Raw genomic sequence first — 15,430 nt, 5'->3', positions numbered from 1 at the left:
CCGGCTCGCGTGGTCGTCCGACCATCGCAAGCGCCCGGAGACTTTGTCAAGACATATGGACATAAGGTCATAGTGGTGGAGCGCGGTAGGCTCCGCGCATGAAACCCTGGGTGCCCGGCGAGATCGTCGTGGATCCGAACGGCCCGGAACCGCTGTACTCCCAGGTCGCCCGGCAGATCGGCGCCGCCATCGAAGACGGCAGGCTGCCGAACGGCGCCCGGCTGGACAACGAGCTGGATCTGGCGGCGCGGCTGCATCTGTCGCGGCCGACCATCCGCCAGGCGATCCAGTCACTGGTCAACCAGGGTCTGCTCGTCCGCAAACGGGGTGTCGGCACGCAGGTCGTCCGCACCAAGGTCGCCCGGCCGCTGCGGTTGAGCAGCCTCTTTGACGACCTGAGCGAGCTCGGGGACAAGCCGGAGTCCGTCGTCCTCGTGAACCGGGTCGAGCCCGCGGGCGACGAAGCGATCGAACAGCTCGAGACCCCGGGCCTGACCCACGTCCGGCGGTTGAAGCGGGTGCGGTCGACCGGCGGCGAGCCGCTGGCGATCATGAACAACTACCTGCCCGACGGCCTCATCGACCCGGCCGACGACGAACTCCGGGACAAGGGGCTCTACCAGTTGTTGCGCTCGGCGGGTGTCCGTCTGCACGCCGCCCAGCAGAACGTCGGCGCCCGGCAGGCGACCGAGGAGGACGCCGAGTTGCTCGACGAGAAGCCGGGCGCGGCACTGCTCACGATGCGCCGCACCACCTACGACGAGTCCGGCAGGGTCGTGGAATACGGGTGGCACGTCTACCGCGCCTCGCGTTATTCGTTCAACCTCTCACTGACCAACAACGTTTGACGGTTCACGTTCGAGGTCGGTCTCCAGCGCCTCGTACACCGAAGGACGGAAGCGCCGCAGCCAGCCGGCGAGCGCGAGCCCGGCCAGCGCCACCACCAGGAGCAGCCACGGCAGGTGCGGGACGACGCCGTTGCTCGACCCGGCGAGCGTCGGGAAGTTGAGGATCGCCAGCGTCACGATGAGCCCGAGCCCCACCGCGCCCAGCCCGGGGGCGATCAGCGTCTTCACGATCCGGCGGTCCCGCGTCCGGCGGAAGTGGACCAGGATCGCCACCGCCGCGAACAATTGCAGGGTGAGGATGCCGAGGGTGCCGAAGCCGGTCATGCTCGCGGTGAGGTCGGCGACCGGGTCGAGCCCGGAGAGGCGGAAAGCCAGCGCCACCAACGAACCGAAGGCCAGCTGGACGATCGAGGCGTAGCGCGGCGCCCCGTTGCGCGGGCTGGTCTTGCCGAGCAGACGCGGCAGCACGCCGACCCGCCCCAGCGCGTACAGGTAGCGGGTGGCCGAATTGTGCAGCGCCAGCAGCGCCGCGAACAGGCTGACCACCAGAAGCAGCAACATCAGCTTGGTCAACGGGCCGCCGAGATACTCCTGGGCGACCGAAAGCACGAGATCCCGCTCGACAGATGCGCGGCGGCCACGTCCCGCGCCTGCTCGGCGCCGATCGCGCTGACCACGGCCCAGGTCGTGAACGCGGCGAACACCCCGATGAACCCGATGGCGATGTAGGTCGCCCGCGGGATCGTCCGCTTCGGATCCTTGGCCTCCTCGCCGAACAGCGCCGTCGCCTCGAAACCGATGAAAGCGTTGGCGGCGAACAACAACGCCAGACCACCGGCACCTTGGAACACGACGGACGGGCTGAACGCGGCGAACGAGAAGCCGTGCCGGAACAGCACGCTGAAATCCATGATCAGCAGGATCGACACTTCGAGGATCAGCGAGACACCCAGCACCTTCGCGCTGACCGCGATCCCGCGGCGGCTGAGCAGGAGGACCAGCGCGACCGAAAGCGCGCTCCAGAACAGCCAATCGAGTTTCAGGCCGAAGACGTCGTCGATCGCCGTGGAGGTGAAGAACCCGCTCGTGCCGATCGCTCCCGCGACGAAACAGTTGTAGCCGAGCATCGCGACGAAACCGGCGACGAGCCCCGGTGTCCTGCCCAGTCCCTTGACCACGAAGGCGTAAAAGCCGCCCGCGCTGGTGAGCACCCGCGACATCTGCGCGTACCCGACCGCGAACAGCAGCAGGACGACCGTCGCCAGCAGGAACGCCGCGACCATGCCGCCGCCGTTCCCGACCGCGATGCCGATGGCCGCGATCACGATCATCCCGGTCAGCGGAGCGACCGCGGCGAGCACGAGGAAGACGATGCCCGGCACGCCCAGGACGTTCTTGGCGAGCGACGTGTCGTCTCGGCTCATGCGCTGCTCCTCATCTCCGCTGGACGGCCAGTATGGGAGCGGGGGCGGGCGTCGGCTTTGCCTTTGCGCGCGCGGCACTTGTTCGGCAGCGCCTGGTTTTCCTCGGCCGGAGTGAAGGTGGCGTGCCTCGATGCCGGAAGCCCTTACCGCTTCACGATCCACGCGATTCCGGGGCTTTGTAGTCTGAATATGCTATAGCACAGGTGTTCGACTCGGCGTAGCGTTGATCTTGTGTCCAGCGACGAGGCCTCTCCGAAGACGTCCACCGAGTGGTGGCGCGTCGACACCGCGACGCTGCATGCCCGTAAACAGGAACTTGAAATCCAGAAGCGCCGGTTGGATGCCGAGCAGAACGCGATCCTCGCGGAAATCAACTCCCGTGGGGTGCGTGGCCGTAGTGGTCATTCGACGTTGGCGGGGTTGATTGTCGAGGATTTCCTGGTGTCGGACAAGGAAGCCAGCGCCCGCGCCGACCGCGTCCTCGCCCTGCACCCTGGTCCGTCGATCGGCGGAGACCCCGAACCACCCCTGGCACCGCTCACAGCCGACGCCGCCGCTGAGGGCGCGATCGGCGGCGGCCAGATCGACGCCATCATCAAAACCCTCGCCCGCATCCCGTCCGCCGTCCCCGAAGAGGATGTGCGTGCTGGGGAGAAGATCCTGGTCGAGTTGGCCCGTCATGCTGGGCCTCGGCAGATCGCCCGTGCCGGACGGCGCCTGCTCGACGAGCTCGACCCCGATGGCAAGGAACCCCGCAACGAGGATCCGAAAGAGACCCGGCCGGAGTTGCGGTTCGTGAAGCACCGCGACGGCACCCTCGGCCTCAAAGCCAGACTCGACCTGGAAACCTACGCCCGCCTCAAATCCGACCTGGATCCGATGGCGAAGCCGCACAAGGCCATCGACGGGGTCCGGGACTCCCGTACCCAGGATGAACGTTACGGGGATGCCTTCACCGACTATGTCCGCTTGAAGACCACCAGCCGGAACCTTCCCGGCCAGGCGGGGGAAGCGACGCACATCCTCGTCACCATGTCCTACGAGGATTTGATGAATGATCTCGGTGAAGCCCACCTGGATCTGGTCGGGCCGATCAGTGTCACCGACGCCCGCATTCTCGCCTGTGACGCCCGTGTCAGACCCGGCGTCCTCGGCACCGCGGGCGAACCGCTGGACATCGGCCGGTCGAAACGCACCGTCTCCCTGGCCCAGAAGTACGCGCTCACCCTCCGCGATGGCGGCTGTGCCTTCCCGGGTTGTGACATGCCGGTGCCGCGGTGCACCGCTCATCACATTGTTTTCTGGCGGCACCACGGCGAAACGAAAATCGACAACCTCGTCCTCCTCTGCACGAAACACCACCGGCTGATCCACCGCAGCGAATGGAAAGTACAGATCGCCCAGGACGGCCTCCCCGAATTCACTCCGCCCGCTTACCTCGACCCGACCGGGACCCCGAGGCGCAACACCATGCACCTCAGGGCATAGGCCGACCCCGCGAAGATTCCAGAACCGAAACCACAGCCGGCCGCGACAACTTGAGGCCGTGATCACCTCTGCCCCGGATCGCCCAGGACGGCCTCCCCGAATTCACCCCGCCCGCTTACCTCGACCCGACCGGGACACCGAGGCGCAACACCATGCACCTCAGGACATAGGCCGACCCCGCGAAAAGTCCAGAACCGAAACCACAACCGGCCGCGACAACTTGAGGCCGTGATCACCTCTGCCCCCCCCGGATCGCCCAGGACGACCTCCCCGAATTCACCCCATCCGCCTACAGCGACCCCACCGGAACCGGCCCGTTGTTCACACCAGATCGCAGAGGCGCGGCTCCCCGATAAAGGCTCGCCGGAGGACGGCACCCCAGAATCCGAAAAACCACTCAAGACCGAGGCTCGGGAAAGGAAGGCCATCCGTGCGGCTTGTCCAGGATCTCGATCGTCGCCTGATCCACGAGGAAGTACTGCCCGCCGTCCTCGCGCGGATTCGTGTAGGCGGCCGTGGCCACCGCCTTGCCGAAGTCGGCCATCACCGCGATGGGATAGCCGCCGTCGAAGATCTCGCCGTGCGCCGCAGTCGCGACGGTCCCGGTTTCGTACCAGGTGACGAAATACTGCGCCGGGCCGGTTTCGAAGACGCGCAGTGTCGCCTCCTTCTGCCGGACACCGGCGAAATCGCCGGACACGCCGGTCCAGATCATCGTCGTCTTGTCCGCGTAGTGCTGCTCCAGCACGTTCCCGGAGCCGTAGTGGAAGTTCGCGCGCAGCCCGACGAGGTCGGTGCTGAGCCGATGGGTCCCGGTCACGGGGAAGAAGCGGACGTCGAGTTCCACGGGCTGAACCTCCGGAAGAATCGCTGTTTCCGAAGGTTTAGCACCGGGAGCTTCCGGAATCGTTGTCCGGCCAAGCGGTCCTGTTGTCGATGAACGCGAGGATCAGCCGAACATGCCGGGCTGGTAGTCGCCTGCCGGGGTCCGGGCGATGACGTTGAGCCGGTTGTACGCGTTGATCGCCGCGATCAGCGAGATGAGGGCGCCGATCTGCTCGTCGTCGTAGTGCTTGCGGACCTGGTCCCAGGTTTCGTCGCTGACCCCGTGGTGCGCGTCCGCGATACGGGTGCCCTCTTCGGTGAGCGCCAAGGCCGCGCGCTCGGCCTCGGTGAACACGTTCGCTTCCCGCCAGGCGGCGACCAGGTTGAGCCGTACCGAGGTCTCGCCGGCGTGCACGGCGTCCTTGCTGTGCATGTCGGTGCAGAAGCCGCAGCCGTTGATCTGGCTGGCGCGCAGCTTCACCAGTTCCTGGGTCGCGTGCGGCAGCGAGGACTCCTCGATCGGGCGGTTCGCGGCGCCGAGACGCTTGACGTAGCTGAGGACGACAGTGTTCTCGAACAGGTTGATTCGCGGTTCCATGATCTTTCCTCTCCGTCGGTTCCTGCACACATGACGATCCTGGCGGCGCGGTTGTGACAGCTCCAGGGGTGACGCCGGTCACCACGATTGATCACCCGGAAATCGGGTAGCCGTGAGTGATGGGCAATCGTCCGGCCAGCGCCGTCTCGCTGTTCACCGCCGTCGGAGCCGCCATCTGCCTGATCGTCGGGCTGGTCGCCCTGATCCGGCATTGGTCCCCGGGCTATCTGGCGATCTGGTGCGTCGCGCTGGCGGCGGCCGTCGGTTTCAACCTGTGGGCGGCGAAGGGGCGTGGATGAGCCCGGCGAGGATCTCGGCGCCGTCGACGACGCGGGGGCCGGGCCGGTTGAAGTAAGCCGGGCCGTCCAGGATGTGCACGGCCGGGATGTCGTCCCAGCCGCGCAGTCCGGTCAGCAGCGGCAGTTCCGCTTCGGTCCGTTCGGGCGGGAATCCGCAGGGCATGAGCAGCAGTACGTCGGGCCGTGCCTCGACGACGGCGTCCCACGTGATCGGCCGGGTGTGTTCGCCCGCCGCGGCGAGCAGCGGAATCCCGCCGGCGGCGTCGATCTGCTCCGGGACCCAGTGCCCGGCGGGCCAGAGCGGGTCCAGCCATTCGATGGCCGCCACTCGCGGGCGTGGCCGTCCCGCGACGCGAGCGCGGACCGCCGCCAAGCGGTCCTGAAGACGACGTGTCTCGGCTGCCGCGCGCTCGGGAACGCCCAATACTTCGCCGAGGGTGCGCAGACAGGTGAAGACGCCGTCGAGTGTCCGCGGTTCGAGGCTGACCACCCGGGTGTCGCCGTCCATCGCGCGCACGGTTTCGGAGACCTGGCGGTACGAGACCGCGCAGACATCGCAGAGATCCTGGGTGAGGACGATGTCGGGTTCGGCCGCCGCGAGCAGGGCGGCATCGAGGGAGTACAGGCCCGAGCCGCGATGTTCGCCGCCGACGGCGGCCGAGATCTCCCGGCTCGACAGCACGTCGTGGTCGATCGCGCTGCTCGTGACCACCGGGACGTCGTCCAGCGCACCGGGCGGCCAGTCGCATTCATGGGTCCGGCCCGCCAGCGAAGGCAGGAGACCGAGGGCCGCGACGAAGTCGGTCGCGGCGGGGAGCAGCGAGACGATCCGCATCCGTCCACCGTAGGCGACCAGGCCATCCTGCAAATCCGCGCGGACCAAATGCGTGAAAGTGCGCTAACAGAGCATTGACGTTGCACAAAACTGCACCTAACGTGACAGCTATTGCGCACAACTGGCACGGATGGGGAGTTCATGAGCGGGACCTTCATGGCGGCGGAGATCGCGAGCCAGCCCGGCCGCTGGCGGGACGCGGCGGCGCTGGCCTCGGCGAACAGTGAGCTGCTGCCGCCCCCGGGCGCGCGGGTCGCGATCGTCGGCTGCGGCACGTCGTGGTTCATCGGCCAGGCGTACGCCGTCCTTCGCGAGTCTGCCGGGCTCGGCGAGACCGACGCCTTCGCCGCGTCGGAGTTCCCGGACGGCCGCGGTTACGACCACGTCGTGGCGCTGACCAGGTCGGGTACCACGACCGAGGTCCACGCCCTGTTGGCGAAGCTGCGGGGCAGGACGCCGACCATCGCGATCACCGGCGTGCCCCGTGAGATCGAGGCTGCCGCCGACACGATCGTCGATCTCTCCGTCGTCGACGAGCGCTCGGTCGTGCAGACCCGCTTCGCCACGACGGCGCTGGCGATGCTGCGAGCACACCTCGGCGAGGACCTGACCGCGGTCGCGGACCAGGCCGAACGCGTGCTCGCCGAGCCGCTGCCCGACGAGCTGATCACCGCGGAACAGTTCAGCTTCCTCGGCACCGGCTGGTCCGTGGGCATCGCGAACGAGGCCGCGCTCAAGTTCCGCGAGGCGTGCCTGCTGTGGACGGAGTCGTACCCGGCATGGGACTACCGGCACGGGCCGATCAGCATCAGCGAACCCGGCCGCGTGACCTGGATGTTCGGGCAGGCGCCGGAGGGGCTGGCCGGCGACGTCGCCCGCGCGGGCGGCCTGTTCGTCGAAAGCGGTCTGGACCCGCTGGCGGACCTGGTCCGCGCGCAGCGTGTCGCCGGGGCCATCGCCGCCCGCAAGGACCTCGACCCGGACAACCCCCGCAGCCTCACCCGTTCCGTCGTCCTGACCTGAGGCAGCCGTGATCGTCACCGTCACGCCGAACACCGCGCTGGACGTCACGTACACAGTGGACGGTCTGCGGGCCGGTGACGTGCACCGGGTGCGACAGGTGCGGCACCGGGCGGGCGGCAAGGGCGTCAACGTCGCCCGCGTGCTGCACACGCTCGGCGCCGACGTCCGGGCGATCTTCACGGCGGGCGGCGCGACGGGCGCCGCGGTCGTCGGCGATCTCGCGGCGGCGGGCGTTCCGGCCACGGCCGTTCCGGTCGGCGGCGAGACCCGGCGCACCATCACGGTTCTCGCCGGCGACGGATCGGTCACGCTGCTGAACGAGCCCGGGCCGCGGCTCTCCGGGAACGAGTGGCAAACGTTTGCCGCGGCCGTCCGGGCCCGAAAGCCGGACGTGCTCGTCTGCTCGGGCAGCCTCCCTCCGGGAGCCGGTGGATACGCCGGTCTGCTCGGCACCGCGCCGTCCATTTTGGACACTTCCGGCGAGGCGCTGATCGCCGGACTGGCCGGGAAACCGTCCGTCGTCAAACCGAACGCCGACGAACTGCGCGAGGTCACCGGCCTGCGGGATCCGGTGGCCGCCGCGGCCGAACTGCGCAAGGCCGGGGCCGGCGCCGTCGTCGTCTCGCTGGGGGCGGACGGGCTGCTGGCGGTGACCGGCTCCGGCATCTGGCACGCGACACCGTCCACTGTGCTCAGTGGCAACACCACCGGCGCGGGTGACGCCGTCGTCGCCGCGCTGGCGCTGGGGCTGAGCCGCGCCGAATCCTGGCCGGACATCCTGCGCCGCGCCGTCGCGTTGTCCGGGGCGGCCGTGCTCGGCCCGCTCGCCGGTGACGTCGACCTCGCGCACTACCGAGCCGAACAGGGGCTGGTCGCCGTGCGCGCCCGCCCGGACTAGGAGAACCCTCATGCCTCTGGTGGGAACCGGGGAAATCGTCGGAGCCGCGGCGGCGGACCGGCACGGCTGCGGCGCGTTCAACGCGATCCAGCTCGAACACATCACCGCGATCATCGACGGCGCCGCCGCGGCGGCAGCGCCGGTGATCGTGCAGTTGAGCCAGAACGCCGTGAAGTACCACGGCTCGCTGGCGCCGGTCGGCACTGCGGCCCTCGCGGCGGCCAGGGCGGCCGCCACGCCGGTCGCGGTGCATCTCGACCACGCGGAATCGGCCGATCTGGTCCGCGAGGCGGTCGCGCTCGGTTTCGGCTCCGTCATGTTCGACGCGTCCAAACTGGACTACACCGACAACGTCCGCGCCACGCGGGAAATCGCCGCATACTGCCACGACCACGGCGTGTGGGTCGAGGCCGAACTCGGTGAGGTCGGGGGCAAGGACGGCGTCCACGCGCCCGGCGCGCGCACCGATCCCGACGAGGCGGCGGAGTTCGTCGCGTCCACCGGGATCGACGCGCTGGCGGTGGCGGTGGGCAGTTCGCACGCCATGCTCACCCGTGACGCCGCGCTGGACTTCGAGCTGATCACACGGCTGCGGGAGCGGGTGCCGGTGCCGCTGGTGCTGCACGGATCCTCCGGCGTGCCCGACGACGGGCTGGCCGAAGCCGTGCGAGCCGGGATGACGAAGATCAATATCGCCACCCAGCTCAACAAGGTGTTCACCGCGGCCGCGGCGGGGGATTGGCGTGCGCATCCGGAGCGCGTCGACCCGCGGAAGTACCTCGGTGCCGGGCGTGCCGCGGTCGCCGTCGAGGTGCGACGGCTGCTGGGAGTGCTCAAGCTTGATCATGTTGAACCGGTCAAGGTGACGATTGAGCAGACTTTGCGCGATTGAGTGTTGACATGTGCGTGAAACCTCACAAAACTGCGCAAGAACAAGCAGAACTTGTGTGATCTTCGATCCAGGTGGTGGCGGATGCGGGTAGGCAGGCTCACGGCATTGACGGCAGGCGCGGCGCTCCTGCTCGCGGGTTGCGGCGGCGGTGGGGACACGGCCGGTGGCACCGGCGAGAACGCGCTCCCGGGCGTCGATCAGTTCCTCAACGCGCCCTGTCCGGAGGCGGGGGTGAAACCCGCGACGGACAAGGAATTCACGTACTGGTCCATGTGGACGGCCGACGAGCCGCAGGGCAAGGTCCTCCAGAAGGCCTTCAAATGCTTCCAGGAGAAGACCGGCGTCAAGGTCGACGTGCAGTGGCTGGGCCGCAAGGCCTACACCCAGAACCTGGTGCCCGCGCTGAACACCGACGCCGTCCCGGACCTGTTCGACCAGGACGTCAGCAAGGTCGGCGCGGCGGTCATGACGCCGGGCGGCACGCAGAGCGTCGACGACGTGTTCGCGATGAAGGTCGGCGAGGGCGACAAGACCGTCAAGGACGTGCTTTCGCCCAGCTCGTACGACTTCCCGCAGAACAAGGACCGCGAGGGCCACAACTTCATGGTCCCGTACACGATCCAGTCGAGCGCCTGGTGGTTCAACAAGGACACCGCAGGCGACATCCAGCAGCCGAAGACGATGGACGAGCTGATCGGCCTGTTCGACAAGGCGAAGGCCGACGGCAAGGCCGCCATCAGCCTCGACGGCGACATCCCGTTCTACAACATGTACTTCTACACCCAGCTCGCCGAGCGCTACGTCGGCGCGGGCGGGCTGTACAAGGCCGCGACCGACAAGACCGGCCAGGCGTGGAAGACCGACCCCGGGTTCCTCAAGGCCGCCACCGAAACCGCGAAGCTGCCCAAGTACTTCATCGACGGCTGGGACGCGGCGAAGTTCCCGCAGGTGCAGCAGCGCTGGGCCGACGGCGACTCCCGGTTCCTCTATGTCGGCAGCTGGGCGCCGAGCGAGACCCGCGAGTACCTCGACAAGCAGGGCGCCGGGACAAAGATCAACTACGGCTCCTTCCAGTTCCCGATGCCCGAAGGCGCCACGCACGACACCGTCGAGCAGATGTCGATCGGTTTCTCGGTGACCAAGAAGGCCAAGCACGCCGAGGCGGCCAAGGCGTTCATCGCCTACTTCCTCAACAAGGACCTGCTCGCCGGGATCCCGGTGGTGGCCGACAACCTCGTGCCGCGTGCCGACCTCGCCGTGCCGGACGACCTCAAGCAGGTCAAGGCCGCGCTGGACGACCCGAAGAAGGAGCACGTCCTGCAGTACGACGGGATCGACGGCATCGCCGGCGGCAAATGGCAGACCGACGTCTTCGACCCCGCCGACATCGCCTTGCTGAAGGGCCAGATCACCCCGCAGCAGTTCGTGGACCAGCTCGCCACCAAGGGCGCCGAGTTCTGGAAGAACCAGGGCTGATGGCGACAGTCACGACTCCGGCGACACCGCCGGCGCGGGCCGTGAAGGCCGGGGCGCACCTGAGTCGCAAGAAACGGCTGTTCTGGCCGTTCGCCGCGCCGGCGCTGGTGCTGTACCTGGCCTTCCTGGTCCTGCCGACGATCGCGACCGTCGTGCTGAGCTTCACCAGCTGGGCCGGGGCGGGGGACACGCCGGAACCCAACGGCGTCACCAACTACACGCAGATGTGGGCGAGCGACTCGTTCCAGTACGCCTTCCGCAACACGCTGATCTACGTGTTCCTCGGCGGGATCGGCACGTTCGCGCTGGCGTTCCTGTTCACCATGGTGCTGCGGGACATGAAGGGCGGCAAGATCGTCCGAGCCATCCTGTTCTTCCCGAACATCGTGGCGCCGGTGGCGCTCGGCATGTTCCTCGGCTTCGTCTTCAAGTACCAGCCGGGGAAACAGGGGCTGGCGAACTACGTGCTGGAAGGCCTCGGCGCGGACGCGGCGAAGTTCCTCGCACCGGCCAATGTGACCGGTGTGGTGACGGCTTCGCTGATCTGGGCCAGCTCGGGGTTCTACATCACCATCCTGATGGCCGCGGTCGACCGCATCCCGCCGTATCTCTACGAGGACGCGGAGCTGGGCGGCGCGTCGCCGTGGCAGAAGTTCAAGAACATCACGCTGCCGATGACCTGGGACGTCGTCGGCGTCGCCGGGGTGCTGTGGACGATCAACGCGCTCAAGATCTTCGAGCTGGTGTTCGTACTGGCCGGTCCGGGCACCTACGCCCCGCCCAACGAGGCGTGGACGCTGGGGATCTACGTGTTCGACCGGACCTTCGGCTCGAACGGCACCCCGGACTTCGGCGCCGCCTGTGCCTGCGCGGTGGCGATGATCGCGCTGGTGTCCGTGCTCGTGGTCCTGCTCCGCCGGTTGATGCGCCGTGACGCGATCCAGTTCTGAGGGAGATCCCATGTCCGTCACCGACGTCGAGGCGCCCGCGCGGCGAGCGGCGAAACCGGTGCGCAAGCCGCCTCGCAAACCGCGTCCGGCGCCCGGCTCGAAACGGTTCAGCCCGTTGCGGGTGCTGGGTTCCACGATCGTGTGGCTGTTCACCGCCGGCAACATCCTGGTGCTGTATTGGCTGCTCACGGCGTCGTTCAAGACACCGGTGGAGATCTTCACCAAACCGTTCGACCTGCCGTACCAGTGGTTCAAGGTCGGCAAGCCGTTCCGGAACTTCATCTACGCCTGGAACAACGCCGGCTTCGGCGAGGCCGTGCTGACCACCGTGGTACTGGTCGGGCTGGCGACGGTCGTCACGGTCGCCGTGTCGGCGCCCTGCGCCTACGCCCTGACCAGGCTCGGCGTCCGCGGCTCCGGGCCGATGACGAACGCCGTCGCGATCGGCATGGGGGTGCCGTTCCAGACCGTGATCATCCCGCTGTTCGTGGTGCTCAGTAAAGTGCACCTGGACAACGAATACGGCCTGTTCGTGCTGTACGTGGCGCTGTCGATCCCGTTCACGGTGTTCCTGATGACCGGGTTCTTCCGGTCGCTGCCGGACGAACTGGAGGAGGCGGCCGCGCTCGACGGCGCCTCGCCGACGCGCACGTTCTTCTCGGTCATGCTGCCGCTGACCCGCGGCGGCATGATCACCGCGCTGACCCTGAACGCCATCGGACTGTGGAACGAGACGCTGCTGGCGATCGTGTTCCTCAAGGACCAGGCGCATTTCACGCTGTCACGCGCGCTCTTCACCTTCTACGGGGCGGCGAGCTACCAGTCGGAGTACGGCGGGCTGATCGCCGGTGTGGCGATCGTCGTGCTCCCGATGCTCGTGCTCTACCTTGTGCTCGCCCGCCGGATCATCACCGGCCTGACCCTCGGCGCCGGAAAGTAGGACCTGATGGCCACCGTGACCTTCTCCGACACCACCCGGTTCTACGCCGGGGTGGACCGTCCCGCGGTCGACGGCCTCGACCTCGAGGTCGCCGACGGCGAATTCCTGGTGCTGGTCGGCCCGTCCGGCTGCGGGAAGTCGACCACGCTGCGCATGCTCGCCGGGCTGGAAGGCGTCGACGACGGCTCCATCCACATCGGCGACCGCGACGTCACCGAACTCCCGCCGAAGGACCGGGACATCGCCATGGTGTTCCAGAACTACGCGCTCTACCCGCATATGACGGTGGGGGAGAACATCGGCTTCCACCTGAAGCTGGCGAAGATCCCCAAGGCCGAACGCGAGCGCAAGGTGGCCGAGGCCGCGGCCGTGCTCGACCTGACCGAGTACCTGGACCGCAAGCCCGCGAAGCTGTCCGGTGGTCAGCGGCAGCGTGTCGCGATGGGGCGGGCGATCGTGCGCGAGCCCAGCGTGTTCCTGATGGACGAGCCACTGTCCAATCTGGACGCGAAGCTCCGGGTGCAGACGCGCACCCAGATCGCCTCCCTGCAACGGCGGCTGGGCATCACGACGCTGTACGTCACGCACGACCAGGTCGAAGCGATGACGATGGGAGACCGGGTCGCCGTGCTGAAGGACGGGCTCCTGCAGCAGTGCGACACGCCCGTCGGGCTGTTCGCCAAGCCGGTCAACGTGTTCGTCGCCGGATTCATCGGCTCGCCCGCGATGAACCTGCTGGAGACCACTGTGGACAGTGACGGCGCCGTCGCCGGCGGCACCAGGCTGCCGTTGACTCCGGCGCAACGTTCGGCGCTGACCGGGCCCGGCATCGTCGTCGGCGTCCGGCCCGAGGGCTGGACGATCGGCGAGGGCGGTTTCGAGGCCATCGTCGAGGTCGTGGAGGAACTGGGCAGCGACCAATACCTCTACTGCCGGGACGGCGACCGCGTGCTGACGGTCCGCACTCCGGGGATGGCGCCGTGGCAGCGCGGCGAGCCGATCTCCCTGACACCGCAACCGGGCGCGGTGCACCTGTTCGACGCCGCCACCGGCGATCGGCTCCCGGACGCATGACCCGCCTGTACCGCACCGGGCTGGTGCTCCCGGCCGCCGAGCTGGGGCCGGAGAACCCGCTGCCGCCGCTGCGGAAACCCGAGGCGGTGGCCAAGGTGTCCAATGTGGACGAGCTGCCGCCGGACCTGGCGGAGAACATCGGCTACGGCCGTTTGGACACCACGCTGCCCTGCCTGTTGCAGGACGGCTACACCCGCGAGCGCACCGAACGTGAGATCCCGGCGGTGGTACTGGAGAACGACAAGCTCCGCGCCACCGTGCTGCCGTCGCTGGGCGGGCGGCTGTACTCGCTGGTCCACAAGGCGTCCGGACGCGACCTGCTCTACCGCAACCCGGTGTTCCAGCCCGCGAACCTCGCGCTGCGGGACGCGTGGTTCGCCGGTGGGGTCGAGTGGAACCTCGGCAGCACCGGACACACGACGCTGACCTGCGAGCCGATGTTCGCCGCGGAGATCGAGGGACCGGACGGCACGCCGGTGCTGCGCCTGTGGGAGTGGGAACGCACCCGCGACCTGCCGTACCAGGTCGACTTCTGGCTGCCGGACGGGTCGGAACACCTGCTCGTGGCGGTGCGGGTGCGGAACCCGCATCCCTACGACGTCCCGGTGTACTGGTGGTCGAACATCGCGGTGCCGCAGAACGAAGGCACCCGCGTGCTGGCGCCCGCGACGCAGGCGTGGCACTACGGCTATTCGGGGCGGCTCGACCTGGTCGACGTGCCCGGCGAGCTGACCTATCCGGCCCGCGCGGAGGCCGCGGCGGACTACTTCTTCGAGGTGACCGGAAGGCCGTGGGTCGCGGCCGTCGAACAGGACGGGACCGGGCTGGCCCAGGTGTCCACCGGCCGGTTGCGCGGGCGGAAGCTGTTCCTGTGGGGCGAGTCCGCCGGAGGACGTCGTTGGCAGGAGTGGCTCGCTCCCGGCGCCGGTGGCTATCTGGAGATCCAAGCCGGCCTCGCCCGCACCCAGCTGGAGCATCTGCGGTTGCCGCCGGGGGAGGGCTGGGACTGGCTGGAGGCGTACGGTCCGGTCGCCGCCGATCCGGCCGCGGTGCACGGTGACGACTGGACGGCGGCTCGCGAGGCCGTCGCCGCCGGTCTGCCGTCGGCGGAGACCATGGACGAGTATCACGACGACTGGCGGAAGATCGCCGACGTCACCCCGGAATCCTTCCTGGCCACCGGTTCGGGCTGGGGCGCGCTGGAGAACCGGCGCGCGCCGATGTGCCTGCCCGGCACGCCGTTCCCGGACGAGTCGCTCGGACCGGACCAGGAGCCGTGGCTCGCGTTGCTCGACGGCACGCCGCCGGACGGCGATCCGCTCGCGGTTCCCCCGGCGACGCTGGTGAACCGGTACTGGGCGGATCTCATGGAGTACGCCCCGAAGAACTGGCTGACCTGGTATCACCGCGGCGTCGCGCACTGGGCGGCCGGACGGCATTCGGACGCGGTCGGCGCCTGGCGAGAGTCGGTCTCGGCGGCCGAGAACCCTTGGGCCCTGCGGAATCTCGCGATCGCCACGGCCGGGCACGAGGCCGCCTGGCTGTACCGGCGGGCGGTCGCCCTCGCGCCGTCGCTGCGTCCACTGGTCGTCGAGGCCATCGCGGCGCAACTCGCCGCGGGACTCCCGGACGAAGCGAGCGAACTGCTGGACGGGCTGCCCGTGGAAGGGCGGGTCGCCCTCCTGACCGCCCGGACCCGGCTCGCCCTCGGCGACGTCGCCGGGGCCAAGGCCGTGTACGACGGCGGTTTCGAGGTCGCGAACATCAGGGAAGGGGAAACGTCCTTGTCCGACACCTGGGCGGCGGTTTCCGAGGAACCGCTGCCGGAACAGCACGACTTCCGGATGAAGTGACCGGCCG

14 protein-coding genes and 1 pseudogene are annotated in these 15,430 nt (G+C 68.6%); 11 read left to right on the top strand and 4 right to left on the bottom strand.

The window, feature by feature from the left end; all coding sequences use genetic code 11:
- The first annotated feature begins 98 nt into the window (after nucleotides 1-98).
- Complete coding sequence (locus MJQ72_RS24430; RefSeq protein WP_240593288.1) at nucleotides 99-848, top strand: GntR family transcriptional regulator; 750 nt, start codon at nucleotides 99-101, stop codon at nucleotides 846-848.
- Here MJQ72_RS24430 and MJQ72_RS24425 read toward each other — a convergent pair.
- Nucleotides 828-2,272, bottom strand: a pseudogene (locus MJQ72_RS24425) (APC family permease). The gene MJQ72_RS24430 and the pseudogene MJQ72_RS24425 overlap by 21 nt on opposite strands.
- Before the next feature lie 231 nt (nucleotides 2,273-2,503).
- Between MJQ72_RS24425 and MJQ72_RS24420 the strand changes: the two are divergent.
- Nucleotides 2,504-3,760: an HNH endonuclease signature motif containing protein gene (locus MJQ72_RS24420; protein WP_240593282.1), complete on the top strand. Its 1,257-nt coding sequence runs from the start codon at nucleotides 2,504-2,506 to the stop codon at nucleotides 3,758-3,760.
- A 397-nt stretch (nucleotides 3,761-4,157) separates the two neighbouring features.
- Here the strand turns inward: MJQ72_RS24420 and MJQ72_RS24415 are convergent, their stop codons facing one another.
- A complete protein-coding gene (locus MJQ72_RS24415; protein WP_240593281.1) occupies nucleotides 4,158-4,607 on the bottom strand; it encodes a MoaF C-terminal domain-containing protein in 450 nt (149 codons plus the stop codon).
- 102 nt (nucleotides 4,608-4,709) lie between these two features.
- On the bottom strand, nucleotides 4,710-5,183 hold the full coding sequence (locus MJQ72_RS24410; RefSeq protein WP_240593279.1) for a carboxymuconolactone decarboxylase family protein: 474 nt from the start codon (nucleotides 5,181-5,183) through the stop codon (nucleotides 4,710-4,712).
- A gap of 119 nt (nucleotides 5,184-5,302) precedes the next feature.
- Between MJQ72_RS24410 and MJQ72_RS24405 the strand changes: the two genes are divergently transcribed.
- Nucleotides 5,303-5,482: a hypothetical protein gene (locus MJQ72_RS24405; RefSeq protein WP_240593278.1), complete on the top strand. Its 180-nt coding sequence runs from the start codon at nucleotides 5,303-5,305 to the stop codon at nucleotides 5,480-5,482.
- Here MJQ72_RS24405 and MJQ72_RS24400 read toward each other — a convergent pair.
- Complete coding sequence (locus MJQ72_RS24400; RefSeq protein ID WP_240593271.1) at nucleotides 5,451-6,317, bottom strand: cobalamin-binding protein; 867 nt, start codon at nucleotides 6,315-6,317, stop codon at nucleotides 5,451-5,453. The two genes, MJQ72_RS24405 and MJQ72_RS24400, sit on opposite strands and share 32 nt — an antisense overlap.
- Before the next feature lie 141 nt (nucleotides 6,318-6,458).
- On the opposite strand from MJQ72_RS24400, the gene MJQ72_RS24395 reads away from it, so the two are divergent.
- The 8 genes from MJQ72_RS24395 (at nucleotide 6,459) to MJQ72_RS24360 (ending at nucleotide 15,423) form a co-directional block, all read left to right on the top strand.
- Nucleotides 6,459-7,340 carry an SIS domain-containing protein gene (locus MJQ72_RS24395; RefSeq protein WP_240593269.1) on the top strand — a complete coding sequence of 294 codons (882 nt, stop codon included), beginning with the start codon at nucleotides 6,459-6,461 and terminating at the stop codon, nucleotides 7,338-7,340.
- A 7-nt stretch (nucleotides 7,341-7,347) separates the two neighbouring features.
- Nucleotides 7,348-8,238 (top strand): 1-phosphofructokinase family hexose kinase, encoded by an 891-nt coding sequence (locus MJQ72_RS24390; RefSeq protein ID WP_240593268.1) that lies wholly within the window; start codon nucleotides 7,348-7,350, stop codon nucleotides 8,236-8,238.
- A gap of 10 nt (nucleotides 8,239-8,248) precedes the next feature.
- On the top strand, nucleotides 8,249-9,130 hold the full coding sequence (locus MJQ72_RS24385; RefSeq protein WP_240593266.1) for a class II fructose-bisphosphate aldolase: 882 nt from the start codon (nucleotides 8,249-8,251) through the stop codon (nucleotides 9,128-9,130).
- 81 nt (nucleotides 9,131-9,211) lie between these two features.
- Nucleotides 9,212-10,606, top strand: a complete 1,395-nt coding sequence (locus MJQ72_RS24380; protein ID WP_240593265.1) for an ABC transporter substrate-binding protein — start codon at nucleotides 9,212-9,214, stop codon at nucleotides 10,604-10,606.
- Complete coding sequence (locus MJQ72_RS24375; RefSeq protein WP_240593263.1) at nucleotides 10,606-11,556, top strand: carbohydrate ABC transporter permease; 951 nt, start codon at nucleotides 10,606-10,608, stop codon at nucleotides 11,554-11,556. The genes MJQ72_RS24380 and MJQ72_RS24375 overlap by 1 nt, the downstream gene beginning before the upstream one ends.
- A gap of 10 nt (nucleotides 11,557-11,566) precedes the next feature.
- Entirely contained in the window at nucleotides 11,567-12,496 is a 930-nt protein-coding gene (locus tag MJQ72_RS24370; RefSeq protein ID WP_240593261.1) for a carbohydrate ABC transporter permease, read from the top strand.
- Nucleotides 12,497-12,502: 6 nt separating this feature from the next.
- Nucleotides 12,503-13,570 (top strand): ABC transporter ATP-binding protein, encoded by a 1,068-nt coding sequence (locus MJQ72_RS24365; RefSeq protein ID WP_240593259.1) that lies wholly within the window; start codon nucleotides 12,503-12,505, stop codon nucleotides 13,568-13,570.
- Entirely contained in the window at nucleotides 13,567-15,423 is a 1,857-nt protein-coding gene (locus tag MJQ72_RS24360) for a DUF5107 domain-containing protein (protein WP_240593258.1), read from the top strand. The genes MJQ72_RS24365 and MJQ72_RS24360 overlap by 4 nt, the downstream gene beginning before the upstream one ends.
- The last annotated feature ends 7 nt before the right edge of the window (nucleotides 15,424-15,430 follow it).

Origin of the sequence: Amycolatopsis sp. EV170708-02-1, from assembly GCF_022479115.1 — a bacterium.
Taxonomy (GTDB): domain Bacteria; phylum Actinomycetota; class Actinomycetes; order Mycobacteriales; family Pseudonocardiaceae; genus Amycolatopsis.
Note: the sequence above shows the minus strand (reverse complement) of the source record. Positions and strands in the feature narration are given on the sequence as shown.